The 23,550-nt window shown below is 67.1% G+C and carries 24 protein-coding genes; 4 read left to right on the forward strand and 20 right to left on the reverse strand.

The window, feature by feature from the left end; translation table 11 throughout:
* Window positions 1-233: 233 nt before the first annotated feature.
* From ACLB90_RS19150 to ACLB90_RS19245, 20 genes are all read right to left on the reverse strand, one after another.
* Window positions 234-866 carry a response regulator transcription factor gene (locus tag ACLB90_RS19150; RefSeq protein ID WP_026070519.1) on the reverse strand — a complete coding sequence of 211 codons (633 nt, stop codon included), beginning with the start codon at window positions 864-866 and terminating at the stop codon, window positions 234-236.
* A gap of 87 nt (window positions 867-953) precedes the next feature.
* Window positions 954-1,535: a PilZ domain-containing protein gene (locus ACLB90_RS19155; protein ID WP_411850932.1), complete on the reverse strand. Its 582-nt coding sequence runs from the start codon at window positions 1,533-1,535 to the stop codon at window positions 954-956.
* Window positions 1,532-1,846: a hypothetical protein gene (locus ACLB90_RS19160; RefSeq protein WP_411850933.1), complete on the reverse strand. Its 315-nt coding sequence runs from the start codon at window positions 1,844-1,846 to the stop codon at window positions 1,532-1,534. Before ACLB90_RS19160 ends, ACLB90_RS19155 begins: the two co-directional genes overlap by 4 nt.
* On the reverse strand, window positions 1,846-2,262 hold the full coding sequence (gene fliS / locus ACLB90_RS19165; protein WP_411850934.1) for a flagellar export chaperone FliS: 417 nt from the start codon (window positions 2,260-2,262) through the stop codon (window positions 1,846-1,848). Before fliS ends, ACLB90_RS19160 begins: the two co-directional genes overlap by 1 nt.
* Before the next feature lie 157 nt (window positions 2,263-2,419).
* On the reverse strand, window positions 2,420-3,775 hold the full coding sequence (gene fliD, locus ACLB90_RS19170; protein WP_411850935.1) for a flagellar filament capping protein FliD: 1,356 nt from the start codon (window positions 3,773-3,775) through the stop codon (window positions 2,420-2,422).
* 200 nt (window positions 3,776-3,975) lie between these two features.
* A complete protein-coding gene (locus ACLB90_RS19175; RefSeq protein WP_411850936.1) occupies window positions 3,976-5,217 on the reverse strand; it encodes a flagellin in 1,242 nt (413 codons plus the stop codon).
* 265 nt (window positions 5,218-5,482) lie between these two features.
* Window positions 5,483-6,712, reverse strand: a complete 1,230-nt coding sequence (locus ACLB90_RS19180) for a flagellin (RefSeq protein ID WP_411850937.1) — start codon at window positions 6,710-6,712, stop codon at window positions 5,483-5,485.
* A 236-nt stretch (window positions 6,713-6,948) separates the two neighbouring features.
* On the reverse strand, window positions 6,949-8,127 hold the full coding sequence (locus tag ACLB90_RS19185) for a flagellin (protein WP_411850938.1): 1,179 nt from the start codon (window positions 8,125-8,127) through the stop codon (window positions 6,949-6,951).
* Window positions 8,128-8,380: 253 nt separating this feature from the next.
* Entirely contained in the window at window positions 8,381-9,586 is a 1,206-nt protein-coding gene (gene flgL / locus ACLB90_RS19190) for a flagellar hook-associated protein FlgL (protein ID WP_411850939.1), read from the reverse strand.
* On the reverse strand, window positions 9,583-11,463 hold the full coding sequence (flgK, locus tag ACLB90_RS19195) for a flagellar hook-associated protein FlgK (RefSeq protein WP_411850940.1): 1,881 nt from the start codon (window positions 11,461-11,463) through the stop codon (window positions 9,583-9,585). The genes flgL and flgK overlap by 4 nt, the downstream gene beginning before the upstream one ends.
* 8 nt (window positions 11,464-11,471) lie before the next feature.
* Window positions 11,472-12,695 carry a flagellar assembly peptidoglycan hydrolase FlgJ gene (gene flgJ, locus ACLB90_RS19200; protein ID WP_411850941.1) on the reverse strand — a complete coding sequence of 408 codons (1,224 nt, stop codon included), beginning with the start codon at window positions 12,693-12,695 and terminating at the stop codon, window positions 11,472-11,474.
* Window position 12,696: 1 nt separating this feature from the next.
* A complete protein-coding gene (locus ACLB90_RS19205) occupies window positions 12,697-13,830 on the reverse strand; it encodes a flagellar basal body P-ring protein FlgI (protein ID WP_411850942.1) in 1,134 nt (377 codons plus the stop codon).
* A 7-nt stretch (window positions 13,831-13,837) separates the two neighbouring features.
* Window positions 13,838-14,530, reverse strand: a complete 693-nt coding sequence (gene flgH, locus ACLB90_RS19210; protein ID WP_411850943.1) for a flagellar basal body L-ring protein FlgH — start codon at window positions 14,528-14,530, stop codon at window positions 13,838-13,840.
* A gap of 22 nt (window positions 14,531-14,552) precedes the next feature.
* Entirely contained in the window at window positions 14,553-15,338 is a 786-nt protein-coding gene (gene flgG / locus ACLB90_RS19215; RefSeq protein WP_411850944.1) for a flagellar basal-body rod protein FlgG, read from the reverse strand.
* 105 nt (window positions 15,339-15,443) lie between these two features.
* Entirely contained in the window at window positions 15,444-16,196 is a 753-nt protein-coding gene (locus tag ACLB90_RS19220; protein ID WP_411850945.1) for a flagellar basal body rod protein FlgF, read from the reverse strand.
* A 32-nt stretch (window positions 16,197-16,228) separates the two neighbouring features.
* Window positions 16,229-17,452, reverse strand: a complete 1,224-nt coding sequence (gene flgE / locus ACLB90_RS19225) for a flagellar hook protein FlgE (RefSeq protein WP_411850946.1) — start codon at window positions 17,450-17,452, stop codon at window positions 16,229-16,231.
* A gap of 31 nt (window positions 17,453-17,483) precedes the next feature.
* Window positions 17,484-18,167, reverse strand: coding sequence for a flagellar hook capping FlgD N-terminal domain-containing protein (locus tag ACLB90_RS19230; RefSeq protein WP_411850947.1), 684 nt, complete (start codon window positions 18,165-18,167; stop codon window positions 17,484-17,486).
* Window positions 18,168-18,193: 26 nt separating this feature from the next.
* Window positions 18,194-18,601 (reverse strand): flagellar basal body rod protein FlgC, encoded by a 408-nt coding sequence (flgC, locus tag ACLB90_RS19235; protein ID WP_411850948.1) that lies wholly within the window; start codon window positions 18,599-18,601, stop codon window positions 18,194-18,196.
* 3 nt (window positions 18,602-18,604) lie between these two features.
* The gene (gene flgB / locus ACLB90_RS19240) at window positions 18,605-19,000 is read right to left on the reverse strand and encodes a flagellar basal body rod protein FlgB (RefSeq protein WP_411850949.1); all 396 of its coding nucleotides are present in this window, start codon (window positions 18,998-19,000) and stop codon (window positions 18,605-18,607) included.
* A 306-nt stretch (window positions 19,001-19,306) separates the two neighbouring features.
* Window positions 19,307-20,251 carry a chemotaxis protein gene (locus ACLB90_RS19245; protein ID WP_411850950.1) on the reverse strand — a complete coding sequence of 315 codons (945 nt, stop codon included), beginning with the start codon at window positions 20,249-20,251 and terminating at the stop codon, window positions 19,307-19,309.
* Between the two features lie 116 nt (window positions 20,252-20,367).
* Here ACLB90_RS19245 and flgA point away from each other — a divergent pair, with 116 nt between their 5' ends.
* From flgA to ACLB90_RS19265, 4 genes are all read left to right on the forward strand, one after another.
* Window positions 20,368-21,018 carry a flagellar basal body P-ring formation chaperone FlgA gene (gene flgA / locus ACLB90_RS19250; RefSeq protein ID WP_411850951.1) on the forward strand — a complete coding sequence of 217 codons (651 nt, stop codon included), beginning with the start codon at window positions 20,368-20,370 and terminating at the stop codon, window positions 21,016-21,018.
* A 109-nt stretch (window positions 21,019-21,127) separates the two neighbouring features.
* On the forward strand, window positions 21,128-21,430 hold the full coding sequence (gene flgM, locus ACLB90_RS19255) for a flagellar biosynthesis anti-sigma factor FlgM (protein ID WP_411850952.1): 303 nt from the start codon (window positions 21,128-21,130) through the stop codon (window positions 21,428-21,430).
* Window positions 21,427-21,765 (forward strand): flagellar protein FlgN, encoded by a 339-nt coding sequence (locus ACLB90_RS19260; protein WP_411850953.1) that lies wholly within the window; start codon window positions 21,427-21,429, stop codon window positions 21,763-21,765. The genes flgM and ACLB90_RS19260 overlap by 4 nt, the downstream gene beginning before the upstream one ends.
* 81 nt (window positions 21,766-21,846) lie before the next feature.
* The gene (locus ACLB90_RS19265; RefSeq protein ID WP_411850954.1) at window positions 21,847-23,070 is read left to right on the forward strand and encodes an ATP-binding protein; all 1,224 of its coding nucleotides are present in this window, start codon (window positions 21,847-21,849) and stop codon (window positions 23,068-23,070) included.
* The last annotated feature ends 480 nt before the right edge of the window (window positions 23,071-23,550 follow it).

Genomic DNA, 23,550 nt, shown 5'->3' on the forward strand with positions numbered 1-23,550 from the left:
CGATCTGGAACACATCTTGCTTCTGTTCCGGCAGCACCGGAATCAGGGGGTTCCTGAGTGGGGTCGTCAAACTCCCGACAGCGTGTAGGGGTTTTCCTGACAGGTGTCGGGTTCTTTGACGCTGCCCGTACCGTTCTGCGGGCGTTGGCCGGGGGGGCAGGGGCGCAGCGGGGTTCAATAAATCGACGCGGTGACGCTGGCAGGTCCTCTGGCGACGGAGAGCCGTCGCCGGCCTACTCCAGTTCGTGCTGGTGGCGGGCGGCCAGCAGCAGCAGATCGTTGGCGCGGCGGCAGCCCAGCGACTCCATCATGCGCGCACGGTGGGTTTCCACGGTCTTGACGCTGATGCCGAGGTCGGCCGCGATTTCCTTGTTGCTTTCGCCCTTGCCGATCTGGCGCAGGATTTCGCGCTGGCGCGGCGACAGCGCCGCAATGCCCACCGGCTTCTCGCGGCCGAGCATCGGCGCGAGCATCTTGGCCGAGATCTGCGGGCTCAGGAACACCTGGCCGGCGTGCGCGGCGCGCAGGGCCAGTTCCAGTTCCTGCGGGGCCGCATCCTTGACCACGAACCCGACCGCACCGCGATCGAGTGCATCGCGCACGTGCACGGCGTCGTCGTGCATGGTCATCATCACCACCCGCGAGCCCGGCGCGCGCAGCAGGATGTCGCTGAGCGCCTCCAGGCCGGTACGGCCGGGCAGGGACAGGTCCATCAGCACCACGTCCGGTGAATGCTGCACGGCCATCTGCAGCGCCTGCTCGGCGTTGCTGGCATCGGCCACCACCTCCACGCCGGCAAAGCCCTGCAGCAGGCGGCCGAGGCCGGCGCGGACCAGGGTGTGATCGTCGACGATGAGAACGCGCACAGGCAGGCAGGGAAGCGGGGAATGCGCCACCTTAACGGAGTGGCGTGAAACCGCCAAGGTCCATCAGTAACGGTCGGGGCCGTATGGTCAGCGCAGACGGCGCGCTTCGGCGATCTGGCGGCGATGCAGGCGGAACAGGTGGCGCTCCAGCGCCATCTCCAGGCCATCGCTCAGCCCTGCAAAGCGCAGCCACAGGAAATGCGCCCCCGAACCGTTGGCCGCCTCGGCCAGCACCGCCACCGGAAGATCGATGTGATCGGGCAACCAGTCGCAGGGCTGCAGGCGGATCACCCCGAGCGCACCCGGGCTGGCACCGCTGCGCACGCCCAGTTCCAGGCGGATGCCGCGCCGCGACCACCGCAGCGGACGCAGCGGCAGGTCCTGGGTCTGCTGGCGGACCAGCCGGCCGAGCAGCACCATCGTCAGGTCGAGCTTGGCCTCCAGCCGCTGCAGCTGCAGGGTGGCTTCGCCGCGCTCATCGTGGCCGTCGTCGCCGCGGGAGTCTTCCACCAGCGCCACGCTGCGCAGCAGCGTCTCGGCGCTGCCGGGACGGATCACCGCCGAGCCCAGGCGGAACTCGGCGGGTAGCGCGACCTCGCAGCTCAGCGTCTCATCGAACAGCTCGCTTTCGGCCGGGTGATGGATGTCGCTGGCGCGCAGGTCGGTCATGTCAGGGATTCTGCCCGAAGGTAGGCGAGCGACGCGCGAACGGCGCGGCGGTCGGCGTTGAGATGCTGCGCCGCTTCGTCGCGGCGGGCCGCCATGCGCAGGGTGACCTGCTGCTGGCGGGCGATCAGCCCATGCAGGTCGGCGGCTTCGATGCGCGCATCGTGCTCGGCCAGGTGGCTGCGGACGTCCGCGTCGTAGCGATCCATCAGCTGCTGGGTCAGGTCGTGGTCGTCGCCTTCCACGGCCGCCGCCAGACGCGTCAGCGCCTCATGCAGCGGGCGGAGCACGTCGACCGGGCCGGTGTCGTCCATCAGGCACCCGCCGTGGCGGGCTGGCGCTGGTCGTGCGGGATCGCATTCCAGGCGGCGTCGATCTCGGTGAGCAGCTGCAGGGCTTCCTGCAGGGCGCTGGCATCGTTGTGCAGGTTGGCTTCGGTCAGGCGCTGCATGACGTAGTCGTACAGGGCCGACAGGTTGCCGGCGATCTCGCCACCGGCTTCATGGTCCAGCGAGCCGTTGAGGTGGCCCACGATGGCGCAGGCTTCGCCGATGGCCTTGCCCTTGCGGGCCTGGTCGTTGCGTTCGAGGCAGGCTTCGGCCAGGCGGATGCGCTCGCAGGCACCGGACAGCAGCAGGGCCACCAGTTTGTGCGGATCGGCGTCGGTCACGGCGGTGGATACGCCGACTTTGCGGTACTGCTCTGCATACTGACGGCTGGAACCGTACATTCGAAGTGTCTCCTCTGTTCCTGGGGCCGCCGCGTGCGGTGGCCCTCGGTAGCGCCGGGCTCTGCCCGGCGAGCCCGCCGCTCAGGTCGAGCAGCGGGTGATGCCATGAATATCGGCGTTGCAGCGCTGAAACTTGAGCGCTGCGGCGCGGCCGCCCTCAGCTGTTCTTCTTGGCCAGCTGCTGGCTCAGGTTGTCGCTGGTGGTCTGCATCTGGGTCACCAGCGTTTCCATCGCGGTGAACTGCTTGGTGTAACGCGTGGAGACCTGTTCCATGCGGGCATCCAGGGCATCCAGGCGCTTCTCCAGGTCCTTGATCTGCTTGTTCAAGGTGTTGGTGCGCTGGGTGATGGTGCCGGTTTCCTTGTCCAGGTTGCTCTTCAGCAGCGCGTCCATCGAGGCGCCGATGATGCCCTGCTTGCCGAACAGGTCGGCGACCGAATCGGGGTCCTTGCCGATCGCCGTTTCCATCTTGCTGCTGTCCAGGCTCAGGCTGCCGTCGGCGGCCAGGGTGACGCCCATCGCCTTCAGCCCGTTGATGTTGCTGCTGAACTGGCTGCGCAGCTGCTGCTGCAGGCCGCGCACCATCGCATCGCCGGTCAGCGCCGAGGCGGTCTTGGTTTCGGCGTTGTACGCGCTGGACGACTTCAGCGCCGAGTTGATGGCGTTGTAGGCGGCCACGAAGGCCTGCATGTCGGTCTTGAGCGAGGTGTTGTCGCGGGTGACGGTCAGCGTCTGGGTTTCGCCCGGTTTGGTGCCGGCCTTGGTCAGGGTCAGGTTGATGCCCGGCACGATGTCGCTGATGGTGTTGGAGCTGGAGGTGCGGGTGAAGCCGTCCACCACCACCACCGCGTCCTTGGGCTCCACGGTCTGGCTCATGCCCGATGCGGCGGTGCCATCGTAGGTCAGCCCGGACAGGCCACCGTCGCCGCCGGAGGTGCTGATCTTCAGTGCACCCTTCAGGCCGCTGTCCACCGCGCTGAGCGTCAGGTGCTGGCCGTCGTCGGCGGTGATCACGCTGGCGGTCACCACCTTGCCACCGGCGGCCTTGTTGATCGCCTTGGCGATGTCGGACAGCTTGCTGTCCTCGGCGATGTCGATTTCCAGGGTCTTGTCGCCGTAGGCAATGGTCATCTTGCCACTGCCCACCACCACGTCCTTCTCGAAGGCGCCGGAGCTGAGCTTCTGGCCCTGTGCCAGCGATTTGACTTCCACCTGGTGCACACCGGCGGTGGGCGAGGGCGCGCCTTCGGTGGTGTCCATCGCGGCGGTGAAGTTGGAATCTGTGACGGTGCTGGTCTTGTAGGCCGGCTTGTCGGCGCTCTTGATCAGGTTGGTCAGCGCCGTCTGCAGGTTGGTCAGGCCGCCCTTGAGGGTCGCCAGCGCCGACAATTTGGCGTTGGCGGCCTGGCCGGCCGCATTGATCTGGTTGTCCTGCGGCTCGCGCTCCTTGGCCACCAGCTGGGCCACGAAGGCGGGGATGTCGAGGCCAGTACCAATCGAACCAATAGCCATGTCTGCAATCCTGTAGTCAATGTGGGCGCGGAGACCGCCTGCGCTTCCTGCAGGTGATATCGGCCCGGAACGGGGAGGCTTGAGCCCGGTCGCCACGCGGCGGGCATGTGGATGCAGGGCATGGTGCAAGCGGCGTGCCAGTCCAACGAAAAAACCCCGCCGGAGCGGGGTTCGTTCGTGAAACGCGTTGCAGGCGGGGATCAGCCCTGCAGCAGGCTCATCACGCTGGACGGCGACTGGTTGGCCTGGGCCAGCATCGCGGTGCCGGCCTGCTGCAGGATCTGCGTGCGGGTCAGCTCGGCGGTTTCCTTGGCGTAGTCGGTGTCGCGGATACGGCTGCGCGAGGCCGACAGGTTTTCCGAGGTGGTGTTGAGGTTGGCGATGGTGGAGGTGAAGCGGTTCTGGATCGCACCCATGTCGGCACGCGAGGAGTTGACCGCCTTCAGCGCCTTGTCCACCACGTCGATGGCCTGCTGGGCACCGGCGACCTTGGAGATGTCCAGGCCGGAGGCGTAGGTCTTGGTGGCCGGGGCGGCGGGCGACACGGTGAAGGCCGGCGCAGTGGTGGCAGTCGGGGTGCCGGCGGTGTTGGTCCAGGTGCCGGTGTTCACGGTGAATGCCTTGAAGGCGCCCGCCGAATCGGTGCTGTCCTTGATCGCGGTCAGGTTGATCTTGGTGGCGTCGGCCTTGTCGACTTCAGCGTACACGCCGGACTGGTCCATCTTCTCGTTGATGGCCGCGGCCACGGCCTTGGCGGCGGCGCCCTGCATGTCGGCGGCGGTGGTGCCGGTGGCCTTGACGTTGATGGTATCCAGGTCGATGGTCTTGCCATCCGAACCGGTCACCTTCATGCCGGTGATCTTCAGGCCTTCACCTGCGGTCACGGCGGCGGCAGCCACGGTCAGCGAGTTCTTGTCGAACTGCGAACCGCCCAGTGCCGCGCTGCTGGCGTTGACGATGCTGTTGATGCCGATGGTCTGGCCCGAATCGGCGCCGACCTGGAACAGCGCGCCGGAGAACGAACCGTCCAGCAGCTTGGTGCCGTTGAAGTTGGTCTGGCGGGAGACGCGGTCGATTTCCGAGACCAGCTGCTTCACTTCGGCGTTCAGCGCTTCGCGGTCGCTGTCGGAGTTGGTGGCGTTGGACGACTGCACCGACAGTTCGCGGATACGCTGCAGGTTGTTGCCGATTTCAACCATCGCGCCTTCGGCGGTCTGGGCCAGCGAGATGCCGTCGTTGGCGTTGCGCACGGCAACGTCCAGGCCACGGATCTGGGTGCTGAAGCGCTCGGAAATCGCCAGGCCGGCGGCATCGTCCTTGGCGCTGTTGATGCGCAGGCCCGAGGACAGGCGCTGGATGGTGGTCGCCAGGCTGGAGCCGCTGGTCGACAGGTTGCGCTGGGCGTTCAGCGACATCACATTGGTATTGATGACTTGTGCCATTTTCTTGCTCCTGGTGGCGATGATGTCGCCGGGTTGTCGAGGTGTTTCCTCCCGAGGGAGGGGCCAGGGAATGCAGTCATGCCGTGGCTGAAATCAATAACGACACAATGTCAACAACCTTTAGTGGGTTTGACAGAAAAAAATCGCGTTTTCCGACCGGTTTCCGCCATCCGTCCCTGTGCCGACGGGGCGACCGGCAGCGTGTTCCGGAAAACGAAAAAACCCCGCCGAAGCGGGGTCTTTCATGAGGCGGATGCAGGCGGGATCAGCCCTGCAGCAGGCTCATCACGCTGGACGGCGACTGGTTGGCCTGGGCCAGCATCGCGGTACCGGCCTGCTGCAGGATCTGCGTGCGGGTCAGCTCAGCGGTTTCCTTGGCGTAGTCGGTGTCGCGGATACGGCTGCGCGAGGCCGACAGGTTTTCCGAGGTGGTGTTGAGGTTGGCGATGGTGGAGGTGAAGCGGTTCTGGATCGCACCCATGTCGGCACGCGAGGAGTTGACCGCCTTCAGCGCCTTGTCCACGATCGACAGGGCCTGCTGGGCGCCGGCAACCTTGGAGATGTCCAGGTCGGCCGCGAAGTTGTTCTTCAGGGCAGCCTGGCCGGTCGCATCGGTCTGGGCGTAGGTGGCAGTCGGCAGGCCGACGGCGGTGCCCGCGTCCAGCGTGCCGAAGGCGACGTTGATCGCGTTGAACACGCCCTTGTCGTTGACGCTGTTCTGCACCGAGGTCAGGTTGATGGCGCCGCCGGTGCTGACTTCAGCGTACACGCCGGTCTGGTCCATCTTCTCGTTGATCGCGGCAGCGATGGCGGAGTTGGTGGCCTTGGCCGTGGCGGCCATGTCGGCACCGGCCTTGACGTTGATGTCGGCCAGCGTATAGGCCTTGCCGTCAGCGCCGGTGACCTTCATGCCGCTGATCTTGACGTCGCTGTTGAGCGTGCCGGCCGCCAGGGTGAAGCTGCCCTTGTCGAACTTGGCGCCGCCCAGCGCGCTGGCGCTGGCATCGACGATGCTGTTGATGCCGATGGTCTGGCCCGAATCGGCGCCGACCTGGAACAGCGCGCCGGAGAACGAACCGTCCAGCAGCTTGGTGCCGTTGAAGTTGGTCTGGCGGGAGACGCGGTCGATTTCCGAGACCAGCTGCTTCACTTCTGCGTTCAGCGCTTCACGATCGCTGTCGGAGTTGGTGGCGTTGGACGACTGCACCGACAGTTCGCGGATACGCTGCAGGTTGTTGCCGATTTCGACCATCGCGCCTTCGGCGGTCTGGGCCAGCGAGATGCCGTCGTTGGCGTTGCGGACGGCGACGTCCAGGCCGCGGATCTGGGTGCCGAAACGCTCGGAAATGGCCAGGCCGGCAGCGTCGTCCTTGGCGCTGTTGATGCGCAGGCCCGAGGACAGGCGCTGGATCGTGGTGGCCAGGCTGGAGCCGCTGGTGTTCAGATTGCGCTGAGCGTTGAGCGACATCACATTGGTGTTGATGACTTGTGCCATTTCCGTGCTCCTGGAAGTTCGTTTGGGTATCGAGGGGGGCCCCGGGGGAGAGGCCTTGTGGGCGTTGTGCCCTGGTTGAAATCATTAACGACACCCCGCTGGGAACCTTTAGCGGTCGTCAAGGTTTTTTTTGGCTGTTCTCCTCTCCGCGCGGCCGGTGCGCCGGGCGCGAGGCCGGGCGACAACAAAAAACCCCGCCGAAGCGGGGTTTTTCGTGAGGCGGATGCAGGCGGGGATCAGCCCTGCAGCAGGCTCATCACGCTGGACGGCGACTGGTTGGCCTGGGCCAGCATCGCGGTACCGGCCTGCTGCAGGATCTGCGTGCGGGTCAGTTCAGCGGTTTCCTTGGCGTAGTCGGTGTCGCGGATACGGCTGCGCGAGGACGACAGGTTTTCCGAGGTGGCGTTGAGGTTGGCGATGGTGGAGGTGAAGCGGTTCTGGATCGCACCCATGTCGGCACGCGAGGAGTTGACCGCCTTCAGTGCATCGTCGATCACCGACAGCGAGCGCTGGGCGCCGGCCACGGTGGAGATGTTCACGCCGCTGACGGTGTCGCTCACGGTGGCCTCGACCTTGGCGGCCGCGATGCCGGCGAACGCCGGGGCCAGCCCGGTATCGGTGGTGGCGCCAGCGGTGAACTCGAACGCCTTGTCCGACTTCAACGAGGTCAGCGTCATCACGCCGGCCTTGTCCAGCGAGGCGTACACGCCGGTCTGGTCCATCTTGTCATTGATCGCGTTCACGGTCTTCTTGGCGACGTCGATCGCCTTGTCGCCGGCCTTGAACGTCACATCGCCGATATCCAGGCCGTTGACCTTCAGGGCGGTGACCTTGCCATCCGCTGCGGCATCGCCACCGTAGATCGCCGCCGTGCTCGCCTGCGTGGCGGCGTACTTGCCGTTGCCCAGGGTGGCGGTGCTGGCATTGACGATGCTGTTGATGCCGATGGTCTGGCCCGAATCGGCGCCGATCTGGAACAGTGCGCCGGAGAACGAGCCGTCCAGCAGCTTGGTGCCGTTGAAGTTGGTCTGGCGCGACACGCGGTCGATTTCCGAGACCAACTGCTTCACTTCGCCGTTCAGCGCTTCACGGTCGCTGTCGGAGTTGGTGGCGTTGGCCGACTGCACCGACAGTTCGCGGATGCGCTGCAGGTTGTTGCCGATTTCGACCATCGCGCCTTCGGCGGTCTGGGCCAGCGAGATGCCGTCGTTGGCATTGCGGACGGCAACGTCCAGGCCGCGGATCTGGGTGCTGAAGCGCTCGGAGATCGCCAGGCCGGCGGCGTCGTCCTTGGCGCTGTTGATGCGCAGGCCCGAGGACAGGCGCTGGATCGTGGTGGCCAGGCTGGAACCGCTGGTGGACAGGTTGCGCTGCGCGTTCAGCGACATCGCATTGGTGTTGATTACTTGTGCCATTTATCTTTTCCTGTGGGCAATTTCCGGTCGCGGCGTGCACCCGGAGATGACGCAGAGCCCGCACCGCGTTGCGGTACGACTGTTGCAGGAGAGATAACGGCGCACACGCCGATGGCTTGAGTGGAAAAACGCCGAAAACATCACCTCGTTGAGGTGATGGTCGGAGGGCGGCGTTGTCCAGACGGCTCAAAACCGCCTGGAAACGCTGCGTTCTACGTGGCCGGGCGCGGATGCCCGGCGGCGCGCGCAGGCGTCAGCGGATGGCGTTGAAGAGCGACATCTGCTGCATCTGGGTGAAAATGGTCTGGGCGGCCTGCAGTGAAATCTGCTCGAGCTTGTACTGGCCGATCGCCTCGGCGTAGTCCAGGTCGCGCATCGCCGACAGCGTGGTTTTCAAGGTGACGGTGTTGGATTCGCGCAGCGCGCCGGCATCGTCGATGGCCTTGAGCTGCGAACCGCCCATCGCGCGCGCGTCGATGAACTTCTCAGAGGCACGGGCCACATCGCGGATGCCGGCCTGCAGGATGTTCTGCTGCCGGGCCACCGAAGTGGGGTCGTTGGCCGCGTTCTCCAGCGTGTCGATCATGCCGGTCAGGGTGGCGAAGATGTCGCGCGGCTGCGCGGCGCCCACGCCGAAGCTGTCCCCGGCGGCCGGCTCGCCCTCGATGCGCATCGACACACCGGCAAAGCTGATGTCCTCACCGGCCTTGAAGGTGCCGGTCTTGACCACCGCGTTGCTGGCGTCCACCACTTCATAGGTGTCCGGCGCGGTGAAGCGCACGGTGTAGCTGCTGCCGTTCCAGTCGCCGGAGGCGGCGTTGCGGCCGAAGGTGGTCAGCACGCCGGTGCCGGTGTTGCCGGTGGCGGCGCTGCCGTCCAGGGTGCCGTCGCCGGTCAGGATGCGCAGGAATATCTCGCTGCCGGGCAGGGCGTCCTTGACGAACGTGTCCGGGGCGACCTCCACCTGGCGCTGGGTCTGGTCGCCGTTGTAGGTCACCACCCCGTTGGTCAGTTTGAAGGGCGCGTCGGCATCATCGGTGCCGCCGAACAGGTAGCGGCCGTTGCCGTCGGTGCTGTTGGCCAGCGCCAGCAGCCCGTCCTTGACCGACTGCAGCTCGGACCCGATCGACTTCAGGTCGGCCGCCGACAGGGCCGGGTTGTTGGCCTGGATGGTCAGTTCGGTGATGTGCGCCATCATCTCGCCGGCCTGCGCCAGCGCGTTTTCCTGCAGGCCCAGGCGGTTCTGCACCACGTCGCCGTTGCGCTCGAAGCGGTCCAGTTCGGCCACGGCCCGGTCCAGGCCCACGGCGGTGCCGGCGGCGACCGGGTCGTCCTTGGCGCTCACCAGCCGCTTGCCCGTGGCCAGCTGCTGCTCCAGATGATTCATCTTGGCCTGCTTGGCCAGCATCATCGAGACCGACTGGTTGAACATCATCCCGGTGGAAATGCGGTTGTTCATCGGGAAACGGCCCCCAGGATGGTCTGGAACATGGAATCGGCGGTGGAAATCAGCTGCGAGGCGGCCTGGTAGGCCTGCTGCAGGCGGAGCATGTCGGCGGCCTCTTCGTCAAGGTTGACCCCGGAGGTGGCGTCGCGGTTGGCCTGCGCCTGGTCGGTGATGACCTGCTGGGCCTGCAGCGAGTAGTCGGCCGCACGCGCGGCCGAGCCGACCTGGGTGGTCAGCCCGCCCAGTGCGCCGTTGAGGGTGACGGTGCCGCTGTTGAACGCCTTGGCCTCTTCGACCTTGGCCAGCAGCAGCGCGTTGGTGTTGTCGCTGGACCCGGCCGGGGTGGGGCCGATCGAGAAGGTGTCGCCCGGCTTGGGGGCGCCATCAAGCACGAAGCTCCAGCCGTTGGCGGAGATGGTCTGCCCGGCGGTGTAGGTGAACGGCCCATTGCCGTCGATGGTGTACTGGGTGGCGCTGGTGAACGCGATCGCTGCCGGGGTGCGCAGGTTGGCGTTGGTGTGGTCGGTGACCTTGACGCCGGTAAGCTTGCCGGTGCCGGTGTTGGTCAGCCCGGCGTTGCCCTTGATCGGCGCCGCGGCAGCGATGCGCGAGGTATCGGTGATCGCCACCGACAGGCTGCCGGCCACGCCCGCGGTGGGCTGCAGCAGGAAGCGGTCGTTGGTGGCGGGGGTGCCGCCCATGACCAGCTCCACGCCATTGATCACCAGCGGGTCGGTGGCCGAGCCGGTGCCGGTGAGCGGCACGTTGGCGCCGGTGTCGGCACGGGTGGCCTGCCACTGGGTGCCGTCGAACTTGAGCACGATGTTCTGCCCGTCCAGCTTGGACAGGTCGCCGTAGGCGGTGCTGAAGGTGGCCGTGCCGGTGTTGTGGGTGTTGCCGGTGATGCGCGGGCTGGAGAAGTTGAAGAAGTCCGCCCCCATCTGGCCGTACTGGTCCACGCCCTGGTGGTGGGTCTCATTGAATGTACTGGCCAGGCCGACCGCCAGGCGGCCAAGCTCGGCCTGGGTCGGGGTCAGCACGGTCTCGCGGAATTCCAGCAGGCCGCCGATCTGGCCGCCGAGGGATTTCGGGTCGAGCGTGATCTTCTGGCCCTGGGTCTCCAGGGCCAGCTGCAGCCGCTCGGGCTGGTAGGGATCGGTGACGGTGGTGACCTTCGAGGCGGTCGTGCCGACCACCAGCGCCTGGCCGCCGGCGGTGTAGACATTCATGATCCCGCCGTCCTGCAGGATCGCGGTCCCGCCGGTGTAGCCGACCAGGTTGGCGATCAGCTGGTCGCGGCGGTCGAGCAGGTCGGGCGCGGCGGCATTGGCGTTGCTGCCGATCACGCCGTTGATCTGCGCGATCTCGGCAGCCAGGCGGTTGACCTCCGACGCCCCGGCGATCAGGCCGTTGTTGACCTCGCCGTTGAGCGCATTGAGGCTTTCATTGAGCTGTTTGAAGCGGTTGGCCAGCGTGCCGGCATTGTCGAGCACGTTCTGGCGGTCGGCGGTGCCGGAGGCGTTGGACGACAGGCCGCTGACAGAATCGAAGAAGTTGGACCACACACCGGCGACGTTGGTTGCGGTATCGGAGAACATGGTGTCCACCCGGTCGGCCATCGTGGAAAGCTGCTTCAACCGCGCCAGCTCGCCGCTGCTGTCGAGCAGCCGCGAGATCGCCAGCTGGTCGGCCACACGGCGGACGTCGGTGATGCGGGTGCCGTTGCCGACGTCGCCGTACCCGTAGTTCTGCGGGTTGGCGGTGGCGAAGTCCACCTTCTGCCGGCTGTAACCGGGCGTATTGATGTTGGCGACGTTATGGCTGGTGGTCGCCAAGGCCCGCTGGAAGGCGAGCAGGGCGCTGGTGCCGGTGGAGAGTACGCTGGACATGGATTACCTCAACGACGGATGACACCCAGCCCGGCCGGGCTGGTGGTGCTGGCAAAGGTGCGGCCCAGGCGCAGGCTGGCATCCCCCACCGCAGCGACGGCGCGCTCGATGGTGGGGCCGCCGGCAATCGCGGCGATCTTGGCCGCGTAGCCCGGGTCGGTGGCGTAACCGGCCTTCTGCAGGCCCTGCGCGAAGCCGCGCACATCGGCGCCGGCCTGCAGCGCGTTCTGGTAGCGCGGGCTGTTCTTGAGCAGCTTCACGTAGTCGGCGAAGCTCTCGCCGACCGAGCCGTAGGCGCGGAAGCTGGCGGTTTCGTTGCGGCGCACGCCGTCCACGTACTCATGGGTACCGGTGGTGGCGCGTTCGCCGCTCCAGCCGTTGGCCTTGATCCCGAACAGGTTGTGCGAGCTGCCGCCGTTGTTGCGCGGAATGAGCTTGCGGCCCCAGCCGGTTTCCAGCGCCGCCTGGGCGACCAGTGCCTTGGCGTCCACGCCGAGCTCGCGCGCCGCCTGCTGGGCATGGCCCCAGATGCTGGCGACGAAACCCTCCGGCGTATGCGGGCCAAGTTGTGCGGCGGCGGTGCTGGCAGCCAGGGTATCCACGGCGCCGGCCCCGCGCGGGGCATCGGTGCCCACGTCGCGCCAGCGGTCGTCGGCCATTGCCCAGTTGGCAGTGGCCGGGTCGTTGTCCGGTGCCGGCGTGCCGTAGGGATCGCTGCGGCCGATGGCTTCGTGCATCTGGCTGGTTTCACGCCCGGCGATCAGGTCCAGGGCGCGCTCCATCGGTTGCAGCACCGCCGACGGCGCGGCGCCGCCGAGCTGCTGCAGCAGGTCTGCTTCGTTCGGTGCGCCGGCCGGCACTGCCTCGGCAGGCAGGGCCATCGGCGCCGCCGCCGGGGCGTTGAGACGGTATGCGCGCAGGGCCGCAGCCGGGTTCAGCGCGGTATCCACCGGTTTTGCCGCCTCGCCGTCGGCACCGCCGAGCTGGCGGGCGATCATCGCCGACAGGCCCAGGCCACGTCCGCGGGTCATCGCCTCGGCGATCTTCTGGTCGTACATCTCGCGGAACATGGTGTTTTCGGCCGGGAACAGCGAATCGCCGAAGCTGGCATCGCGCATGCTCTTGACCAGCATCTGCGCGAACTGGCCTTCGAGCTGGCGGGCGACCTTGTCGACCTTGGCCGGGCTGTTGGTCTGTGCTGGATTGAGTTCCAGCGCCGGTTGAATGCGCATGTCAGATCACCTCGAGTTCGGCGCTCAGCGCGCCGGCCTGCTTGAGGGCTTCCAGGATGGCGATCAGGTCGCCGGGGGCCGCGCCGACCGCGTTGACCGCGTGCACGATCTCATCCAGCGTGGTGCCGCCGCTGAACTTGAACATGCGGCTGCCCTCGTTGGTGGCGGTGATCGTGGACTGCGGGGTGGCCACGGTCTGTCCGCCAGCGAACGCGTTGGGCTGGCTGACGTTGGTGTTCTCGTTGATGGTCACGGTGAGCGAGCCGTGCGAGATCGCCGCTGCGCCGACGCGTACCTGGGCGCCGATCACCACGGTGCCGGTGCGCGAGTTGACCACCACCTTGGCCGGTGCGCTGCCCGGGGTGAGCTCCAGGTTTTCGATGCGGGCCAGCAGGCCGATGCGGGCGCCCGGATCGCTGGGCGACTGCACGGCCACGGTGACACCGTCGATGGCACGCGCGGCGCCGTCGCCGAAGGCGTTGTTCAACGCCGCCACCATCCGCGACACGGTGGTGAAGTCATTCTTGTGCAGGTTCAGGGTGATGTCACCGCCGGCGCTGAACACGTCCGGCAGCGCGCGTTCGACGGTTGCGCCGTTGGGAATGCGGCCGACGCTGGGCACGTTGACCGACACGCGCGAGCCGTCCTTGCCCTGGGCGCCGAAGCCGCCGACCACCAGGTTGCCCTGGGCGATCGCGTAGACCTGTCCGTCGGCACCGCGCAGCGGCGCCATCAGCAGCGAGCCGCCGCGCAGCGACACCGCATTGCCGATCGAGGACACGGTGATGTCGATCGGCTGGCCGGGCTTGGCGAAGGGCGGCAGCTCGGCGTGGATCGCCACCGCCGCCACGTTCTTCAGCTGCGGGTTGACGTTGGCCGGAACGTTGACGCCCAGTTCGCCGAGCAGGTTCTTCAGGCTCTGCACGGTGAAGGGCGCCTGGCTGGTGCGGTCGCCGCTCCCATCCAGGCCGACCACCAGGCCGTAGCCGACCAGCGCGTTGCCGCGCACGCCGCCGACCTGGGCCAGGTCCTTGATGCGTTCGGCCGCAGCCGGGGCAACCACGGCGAACAGGGCCAGCAGCACCAGGGTGGCGCGGGCGGCGAGAGCGGGCAGGGAGGAGGAGGCAGGCTTCATGTCGGGCTCAGTACGGCGACAACGCCGAGTTGAAGAAACGGCTCAGCCAGCCCATCGCATTGGATTGGGCGACCGGGCCGCGGCCGCCGTAGACGATGCGGGCATCGGCAACGCGGCTGGAGGGAATGGTGTTGTCCGGGAAGATGTCCGCCGCGCGCACGATGCCCTGCACCTGCACCAGTTCATCGCCCTGGTTCAGGCGCAGGTTCTTGGCGCCCTGTACGACCAGGTTGCCGTTGGGCAGGCGCTGCATCACCGTGACGGTCACGCTGCCCTGCAGGCGGTTGCTCTGCGCGCTGGTGCCCTTGCCGGTGAAGTCGCGCGAGCCGCTGGCGCTGGCGCTCAGGATGTCCTTGCCGCCCAGCGTGACCGGCGCGCCGAACAGCGTGGGCGTACCGATGCTCAGTTCGGATTCCTTGCCGGTGCTGGTGTTGGCGGTGGTCTGCGCGGTGGTGCTTTCGGTCAGGGTGATGGTGAGCAGGTCGCCGACATCGCGCGCGCGCCGGTCCGAGTACAGCTGCAGGCCGGGGCCGGCGGCATAGATGGCGCCGGCGGTGGGGTCGGCGCTGGGCGCCACGACCGGCACGACCGGCGCCATCGCCGGGTAGGGGCGCACGTCGCCGGCGATCACGCAGCCGCCGAGCAGGGCGACGGTGGCGCTGGCGGCCAGCAGGCGGAGGGTGGGGCGCAGAAGCGACATGGCAGGTTCCCGGTTCGACCGATCAGACGTTGTTGTTGAGGTAGCCGAGCATCGAGTCGGTGGTGGAGATCGCCTTGGCGTTCATTTCGTACGCACGCTGGGTTTCGATCATCGACACCAGTTCTTCGACCACGTTGACGTTGCTGCCTTCCAGCGCGCCCTGGACCACGCTGCCCAGGCCGTTCAGGCCGGGATTGCCGTTCTGGGCCGGGCCCGATGCGGTGGTTTCCAGGAACAGGTTTTCGCCGCGGGCCTGCAGGCCCGCCGGGTTGACGAAGTCGGTCAGGGTCAGCGCGCCGATCTCCACCGAGGCGGCGTCGTCGGCCATCTTCACGCTGATGGTGCCGTCGGTGCCGATGGTGAGCGACTGCGCGCCTTCGGGAATCTGGATGCCCGGCTGCACCGGGTAGCCGCTGTTGGTGACCAGCTCGCCATCCTGGTTGCGCTGGAACGAACCATCGCGGGTGTAGGCCGACGACCCGTCGGGCATCTGCACTTCAAAGAAGCCGCGCCCGTTGACCATCACGTCCAGCGCGCGGCCGGTCTGCTGCTGGCTGCCCTGTTCGAAGTTCTTGGAGGTGGCCACCACGCGCACACCGGTACCGATCTGCAGGCCGGTGGGCAGCTGGGTCTGCGCCGAGGACGAGCCGCCGGGCTGACGCACCTGCTGGTACAACAGGTCCTCGAAGCTGGCGCGGTCCTGCTTGAACCCGGTGGTGTTGGTGTTGGCGAGGTTGTTGGAAACCACCGACATGCGCGTCTGCTGCGCATCCAGTCCGGTCTTGGCGATCCACAATGCCTGGTTCATGGGGGAAGTCCTGTGTCGTTGCGGGTGGCCACGAAGCGTGGCCCTTGCGTAGGCGGATGCATGGCGCGTGCCAGAACCGCGCCGGATTTACGTCGCGTCGGGCAATCAGCTGCCCAGGCGCAACAGGCTGTTGGCACTGCGGGCGTTTTCGTCGCCGTGCTTGATCACCTTCACCTGCATTTCGTACTGCCGCTGCAGCTGGATCATCTGCACCAGTGCGCCGGCGGCATCGACGTTGCTGCCCTCCAGCTGGCCGCTTTCCAGCGACTTGCCCTGGGCCTGTACGAACGGCTGCTGCGGGTCGGCGTTGCGCATCAGGCCATCCAGCCCGCGTTCCAGCCGCGCATCGTCGGCCTGCACCACGCGGATGCGGCCGACATTGGCCATCGTCTGCGGGCCTTCGCCCAGCGGGATGATCGAGATCGTGCCGTCGTTGCCGATCTCCATCGCCTGGTGCGGCGGGATCGCGATCGGGTTGCCGTTCTCGTCCAGCACCGGATGGCCGCCGGCGGTCACCAGCTGGCCATTGGGGGTGATCGAGAGCGCCGCACCACGGGTGTAGGCCTCACCGCCGCCGGCCGGTGCCTGCACCGCCAGCCAGTTGCCCGACTGCAGCGACAGGTCCAGCGGGTTGCCGGTGATGTTCTGCGCGCCCATGCGCCGGTTGAAGCCGGCGTCGACGTGCAGGGCATCCACGCGCGAGGCGAAGCCGTTGCCCTTGATCGGGAATGCCTCGGTGTTGGCGAGCGCTTCCTTGAAACCGGGGGTATCGGTATTGGCCAGGTTGTGCGACAGCGTGCCTTGCGCCTGCAGGGAGGCGCGTGCACCGGTCATCGCGACGTAGAGAGCCTTGTCCATCGTTGTGTTCCCGTGGTGCGGTCAGTGGCTCATCAACGGATGTTGATGATGGTCTGGGTGATCTGGTCCATCGTGGAGACCATCTGCGAGTTGGCCTGGAAGTTGCGCTGCGCGGTGATCATGTTGACCAGCTGCTCGGTCAGGTCGACCGTGGAGGCTTCCAGCGAACCGGCCTGGACCTTGCCCAGGTTGGAGGTGTCCGGCGCACCGGTACGCGCGGTGCCGGAGTTGAACGTCTCCACCCACAGGTTGTTGCCCTTGGCTTCCAGGCCCTGCGCGTTGTTGAAGGTGGTCAGTGCAACCTGGCCCAGCGCCTTGTCGTCGCCGTTGGAGTAGCGGGCGTAGACCACGCCTTCTTCCGACACGGTGATCTCGTTGAGCTTGCCGGCGGCGTAGCCGTCCTGCTGGGTATTGCGCAGTGCGAACTTTTCGCCGTACTGGGTGGAGCCCATGATGTTGAGGGTCATGGTCAGGGTGCCGGCGCCGGTGGTCGGGCTGAAGGCGGTCAGCGGAATCTTGCCGTTGGCGGGAACGGTCAGCGCGCCGGCGTCGGAGAACGCCATCGGTGCCGGTGCGCCCACGCTCTGGCCGTCCACGTAGTTGTGCACTTCCCAGGCGTTGGTGCCGGCGGTCTTGACGAAGTACGAGGTCTGGATGTGGCTCACGCCCAGCGAGTCGTACACGGTGATGCCGCCGGTGGAGTGGCTGTAGCTGTTGGAATCGCCCGGGTCGAACGGCGTCACCGTCGGCTGCTTGGCGTTGGCCGGCAGGGTGAAGCTCACGTCCACCGCGCTGGTCTGCTTGGGCGGGCTGTCGGTGGTGAGCAGCTGCAGGTCGGTCAGGCGGCCGCCGTCGAAGCTGGTGCCGTCGGCATTGGGCGCGAACACCTGCAGGCGTGCGCCCTGCGGGTTGACGACGAAGCCGGCCTGGTCGGTCTGGAAGTTGCCGGCGCGCGAGTACACGCGCGCACCGTTCATGGTCATGGTGAAGAAGCCCTCACCGGAGATGGCCATGTCCAGGCTGCGGCCGGTCTGCTCGTTGTTGCCCTGCGAGAACTGCTGGGCAACGTTGGTCAGGCGCACGCCCGAGCCGATGGCATTCTTGGACAGGCCGTAGCTGGTGGCCGAGAACAGGTCGGCGAACTCGGCGCGCGATTCCTTGAAGCCGGTGGTGTTGACGTTGGCGATGTTGTTGGCGGTGACGTTCAGGTCGGCATTGGCGGCGTTGATGCCGGACAACGAGATGTTGAAGCCCATGAGGTTCTCCTTGAATGCGGAAGCAGGCGGCTCAGCTGATGCGGAGCACGTAGTCGATCGGGGCCGTGCCCAGGCCCTTGAGGTTGAGGTACAGCCCGTCCGAGCCCACCGTGACGCTCTCCACCGGGGCTTCGACGTAGGTGTTGATCTTGGTCTTGGCACCGGCGCTGTCGGTGTGCGACGCGGCGATGGTGTAGCTGCCGGCCGGCATGCGGTTGCCATTGGCATCCTTGCCGTCCCAGTCGAAGGTGACCTCGCCGGACGCCTTGGCTTCCACGCTCAGGGTGTTGACCTTCACGCCGTTGGCATCGGTGATGTCCACGGTGACGTAGCCCGCCCCAGGTGCGGCGACCATGCCGCTGGTGCCGCCCTCGGCCTCGAGCTGCCACTTGGGGGAGGGCACCAGCACATCGTGGCCAACCAGGGCGGCGCCACGCAGCACCTGGTCGCTGGACATGGATTCCTGGAAGCCCTTGACCGTGGTGTTGAGGTCGTTGATGCCCTGCACCTGCGACAGCTGCGCCATCTGCGCGACCATCTGGGTGTTGTCCATCGGCTTGAGCGGATCCTGGTGCTGCAGCTGCTCGGTCATCAGGCGCAGGAAGTCGGCCTGGTCGAGCGTGTCCTTCTTCTTGGTTTTGTCGCTGTTGGGCGCGTTCAGGCCCAGCGCGGTGTAGATATCGCTGTTCTGGCCGACGCCGCTGGTGCTGCTCATGACGGTATGTCCTGCAAAAGTGGGGGTCAGCGACCCATGGTCAGGGTGGCCAGTGCCAGTTCCTTGGCGGTGGTCAGCATCTCCACGCCCGCCTGGTAGTTGCGCGAGGTGGAGATGAGGTTGACCATCTGCGCCACCGGATCGACATCGGGCTGGTAGATGTAGCCATCGGCATCGGCCAGCGGATGGCCGGGTTCGTAGCGCTTGATCGGCGCGGCATCGCTCTGGTTGATTTCCTTGACCTGGACGGTGGTGATGTTCGGGTCGGCCCGGCTGGTGACGGACTGGAAGATCGGTTCGAGCGGCTTGTAGACGGCATCGGCGGACCCGGCAACGGTGTCGGCGTTGGACAGGTTGGAGGCGATGGTGCTCATGCGCACCGACTGGGCCTGCAGAGCAGAGCCGGCGATGTCGAAGATCGGCAGATTGCTCATGGCTTACTGGCCCGTGATGGCGGTGAGCATGGAGCGCACCTTGGATTCGACGAAGCTCAGCGACGCGCGGTACTCCAGCGCGGCGCGGCCGTAGGCGGCACGTTCTGCATCGGGGTCGACGGTGTTGCCGTCGATGCTGGGCTGCACCCCTTCCTTGGCGACCTGGAACGGGTTGAGGCCTCCGCCGATGGCGAAGTGCTGTTCGTTGGTGGTTTTCATGAGCCCGTTGGCGTCCAGGCCCTGGGCATGGCGCAGGGCGGCGTCGAAGTCGAGGTCCTGGGCCTTGTAGCCAGGGGTGTCGGCATTGCTCAGGTTGCTGGCGATCAGCTTCATCCGCTGCTCGCGCAACGGCATGGCCTGGGCATGGACCCCCAGATAGTCGGAAATCAGATTGGGCATGGCGCGCTCCCACGGGACGATGTGGGGGAGGCTGCAAGCGCCGTGCCAATGCAATGCCGGCCGCGGGCCGACAACACGTAATGCCGGCCGCGGGCCAACAGCCCGTAGTGCCGGCCGCTGGCCGGCAACGCGTAACGCTGGCCGCTGGCCAACAGCGTGTAGTGCCGGCCGCTGGCCGGCAATCCGCAATCCCGGCCGCTGGCCGGCAACACGGCCCCGGGGCTCGCCGGGCGCCGCAAAACCGCCGGGCAGGGCCCGGCGCTACGTCAACGTCGCCGACAGACCGTCGGCGGGCCAACCGCCGCCTTACGCGGCCAGTGCCACCTTCCGCAACCGATCCAGCACGAAATCGGCCAGCTCGTGGGGGGAGTACTTCGCGACGAAGGCATTGGCACCCACGCGCTCGACCATCGCATTGTTGAACACGCCCGAGAGGGAGGTGTGCAGCAGCACGTACAGACCGGCCAGACCCGGGTGGCGCCGGATTTCCGTCGTCAGGGTGTAGCCGTCCATCGCCGGCATTTCGATGTCGGAGATCACCATCGCGTAGCGCTCGGCGGGGTTCTCGCCGGCCGCGTGGATCTGGATCAGGTGATCCAGCGCCTGCTTGCCGTCCGACAGCAGGGTCGCACTCACCCCCAGCTGGTCGAGCACGCTGCGGATCTGCTGGCGGGCCACGCGTGAATCGTCCACCACCAGCACCTGCATCGGCGGGGCGTCGGCGGGCAGGGCCATCGAGGGGTCCAGCACGGCTTCACCGCGCACCTGGGCGATGTCGGCCAGCACGCTTTCCACGTCGATCACCTGGATCAGCTCACCCTGGAAGCGGGTAACTGCGGTCAGGTAGCTGGATTCGGCGCCCAGTTCCGGCGGCGGATGGATGTCCTCCACCGCGATGTTGACGATCCGTTCCACCCCGCTGACCAGGAAGCCCTGGATCGAGCGGTTGAACTCGGTCACCACGAGGTAGCCGGGCGCGGTGTCGGCATCGGGTTCGCGTTCGGGATGGCCGATGGCCAGGCCCAGGTCCAGTACCGGTACCGACCGGCCGCGCACGTCGGCAACGCCGGCGAACTGGCTGGGCAGGCCGGGTACCTGGAACAGGGACGGGCGCCGCAGCACCTCCTGTACCTTGAACACGTTCACGCCAAAAAGCTGACGTCCGCCGAGCCGGAACAGCAGCAGGGCCAGACGATTGTGGCCGGCCAGTCGCGTACGCTGGTCGATGCGGTTGAGCAGGTCATGGGACATGGGCTTGGTATCGGCGCCGGCCGGCGCGACTTGAGTGCGGCCCGCCCGGTGACGGCGGTGGATTGCGGCACGCGCCTTGCATCACCCTGCGCATGTCCGTCGCCCGTGGAGTCTGCATGCGTTCTGTCCTGGTCGTTCTGTCCCTGCTGCTGGCATTGCCGGCCGGGGCTGCCGCCGGTTGGCAGCCGGTGGAGAGTATCCGCGGTGCCGCGCTGTCGACCCTGCCGGCCGGTACCGAAGGCGAAACCACGCTGGACTCGGCTCTGCGCCTGCCCGCGTGCGGCCAGGCCCTGCGCGCCCAGCCGACCGGCACCAGTACGGTGGAAGTGAGCTGCCCGGATGCCGGCGGCTGGCGCCTGTTCGTGCCGGTGAAGGTGCGCCGCAACCAGCAGGTGCTGGTGCTCAACCGTGGGATCGCCGCTGGAGAAGTGCTGGCGGCGGCCGATATCACCACCGCACAACGTGATGTCGCACGCATCGCCGGTGCCGCATTGGCCGATCCCCAGGTGGCGATCGGACGGGTGGCCCGCCGTACGCTGAGTGCCGGCAGCCTGCTGTCGGCCAACGACCTGGTCGCCCAGCGCCTGGTGCGCCGGGGCGACAGTGTCGCCCTGGTGTCGCGCCGGGGCGGCGTGGAGGTCCGGGTGGCCGGGCGGGCGATGGCCGATGCGGGCGAGCACGAACGGGTGTCGGTGGAGAACCTGTCGTCACGCAAGATCGTTCAAGGTACCGTGGACGCCAGTGGCGACGTTTTAGTGACGCGCTGATCACAATGCTGAGCGCCACCCGATTTTCCTGCAAAACCCTGATATTCCCCCTAAAGATGGCGGCCCCCATGCCGTTATCCCTTGTGAACCGCACACCCAGGACATCTCCATGAGCCAGAAAATCGACGGCAACCTTCAGGCTACCGCCCATCTGCGCAGCGTCGCCGTCGGCACCAAGCCCAGTGCCGGTGCCGATTCCCAGGCGCGCCCGGTGGAAGCCGTGGACAGCCTGCGCCTGACCGGCGAAGCCACGTCGCTGCAGGCCCTGCAGCGCGAGCTGAGCACGGCCCCGGCGATCGATGCGGCCCGCGTGCAGGCCGTGCGCGAGTCGCTGCAGAATGGCACCTACACGATCAACCCCGACGCCATCGCCTCGCGGATGCTTGAGCTGGACCACCAGCTGCAGGGATGAAGCTGGCGATGAGCGAGCCGCTGCAGCGCCTCAGCGATGCCTTGGACGTCGAACGCCAGGCGTTGGTCGACCATGACGTCCACGCGCTGATCCGGGCGACCGGCGCCAAGCTGGAGGCGCTGCGCGCGCTTGAAGCCGCGCTGCCGCTCGGCCAGGCCGAGCGCCTGCAGGAGCTGGCCGAACGCAACCGGGCCAATGGCGTGCTGCTGTCACGCCGTCGCCGCGAGGTCAACTGGGCGCTGCGCCAGCTGGGCCGCAGCGAAGAGGCCTCGGCCTACGACGCCAAAGGCCAGTCGAACACGCTTCACACGCGGCGGCCGCTGGCCGTCGCCTGACCTGGCCCGGGCGGCTCACGCCCGGCCTGCGGGTCCGCTTCGCGTATATTGGGCGCCTGTTTTCACCTGCCCGATGTGACCGTGACCGCTGATATCTCTCTTGTCACCGCGCCGTTGCCCCCGCAGCCGGTTCTGCTCGCCCTGTTCGAGCACACCCGTGAAGGCGTGCTGCTGTTCCGCGAAGATGGCACCGTGGCAGTGGCCAACGCCGCGCTGCGCGATATCCTCGGCCAGGCCGAGCCCGACGCCGGCCTGAACGCCTCCCAGTGGCTGCGCCAACGCCTGCCGCCGGATGCGCTGGAGCATGCGCGCCAGCACGGGCACTGGAATGGCAGCCTGCCGGTCGGCGAACGAATGGTCATCGCCCACGTCTACCATCACGAGGCGGCCGGCGAGCGCCACTATCTGGCGCTGTTCCACCGCATCGAAGGCCAGGAAGACTACGAGCGCGAGCTGCAGCAGCGCCACGCCGAGCTGCGCCAGGCCTACCTGCGCTTGAATGGCACGCAGGAGAAGCTGCTGCAGTCGGAGAAGATGGCGTCCATCGGCCAGTTGGCGGCCGGTGTGGCGCACGAGATCAACAACCCGATCGGGTACGTGCACTCCAATCTGGGCAGCCTGCAGGAGTACCTGCGCAGCCTGTTCACGGTGATCGAGGCCTATGAGCGTGCGCTGCGTGCGCCCGACCCGAAGGCGTTGATCCCGGAAATCGACGACATCCGCACCCGCTTCGACATCGACTTCATCAGCCGCGACCTGCCGCAGCTGATGGCCGAATCGCGCGAGGGCATCGAGCGGGTGACGCGCATCGTGCGCGACCTGAAAGACTTCTCGTATTCCGGCCGCGACGAGTCGTGGAAGCTGGTGGACCTGCACGCAGGCCTGGAATCGACGATCAACATCATCTGGAACGAGCTCAAGTACAAGGTCACGCTGCACCGCGAGTTCGGCCAGCTGCCGCTGGTGGAGTGCCTGCCATCGGAGCTCAACCAGGTGTACATGAACCTGCTGCTCAATGCGGGCCATGCAATCGCCGAGCGCGGCACGATCACCGTGCGTACGGGCGTGGACGGCGACACGGTCTGGGTGGAGTTCGAGGACACCGGCGGCGGCATCTCGCCGGAACTGCGCCAGCGCATCTTCGACCCGTTCTTCACCACCAAGCCGGTGGGCAGCGGCACGGGGCTGGGCCTGTCGATCTCCTACAGCATCATCAACAAGCACCACGGCCGCATCGACCTGGACAGCACCCCGGGCGAGGGCGCACGTTTCCGCGTGGTACTGCCGATCAAACAGCCGCGCTGAACCCGGCGCGGGCGAGATCGGGTGATTGCGTGACGCCCGGCGATGGCCGGGTGGGCGGGTCTGCGCGAACAGCCTGTGGCCCTCTGGCTGTCGCTGGCTGGGCCGACGGGGGCGGGCTTACGGGACACGCCGTAAATACATCCCTGTAGGCTCGTAGAAAACATCCATGTTTTCTACGGTCCCGTAAGCCCGCCCCCGCCGGCCCGTGACAGTGGGGCGGTGGCCACGGGCAATCAAACGCGGGGTTCGTTGACTTTCGCTCACACCGGCGATGACCGTTCATAGCGGCCACGCGCCGACCACCCGCGATGGGCAGACAGGGCGTTTGATCTTCCGTGGCCACCGATACCCTGTCTGGGGGCTGACGGGTGTGGGTGTGCGGGACCGTAGAAAACATGGATGTTTTCTACGAGCCCCCAAGGATGGGTTCACGGCGTGTCCCGCACACCCGCACCCGTCAGCCCCGCCGGGCGCGTGCGA

Origin of the sequence: Stenotrophomonas sp. LGBM10, assembly GCF_046736075.1 — a bacterium.
Classification (GTDB): Bacteria; Pseudomonadota; Gammaproteobacteria; order Xanthomonadales; family Xanthomonadaceae; genus Stenotrophomonas.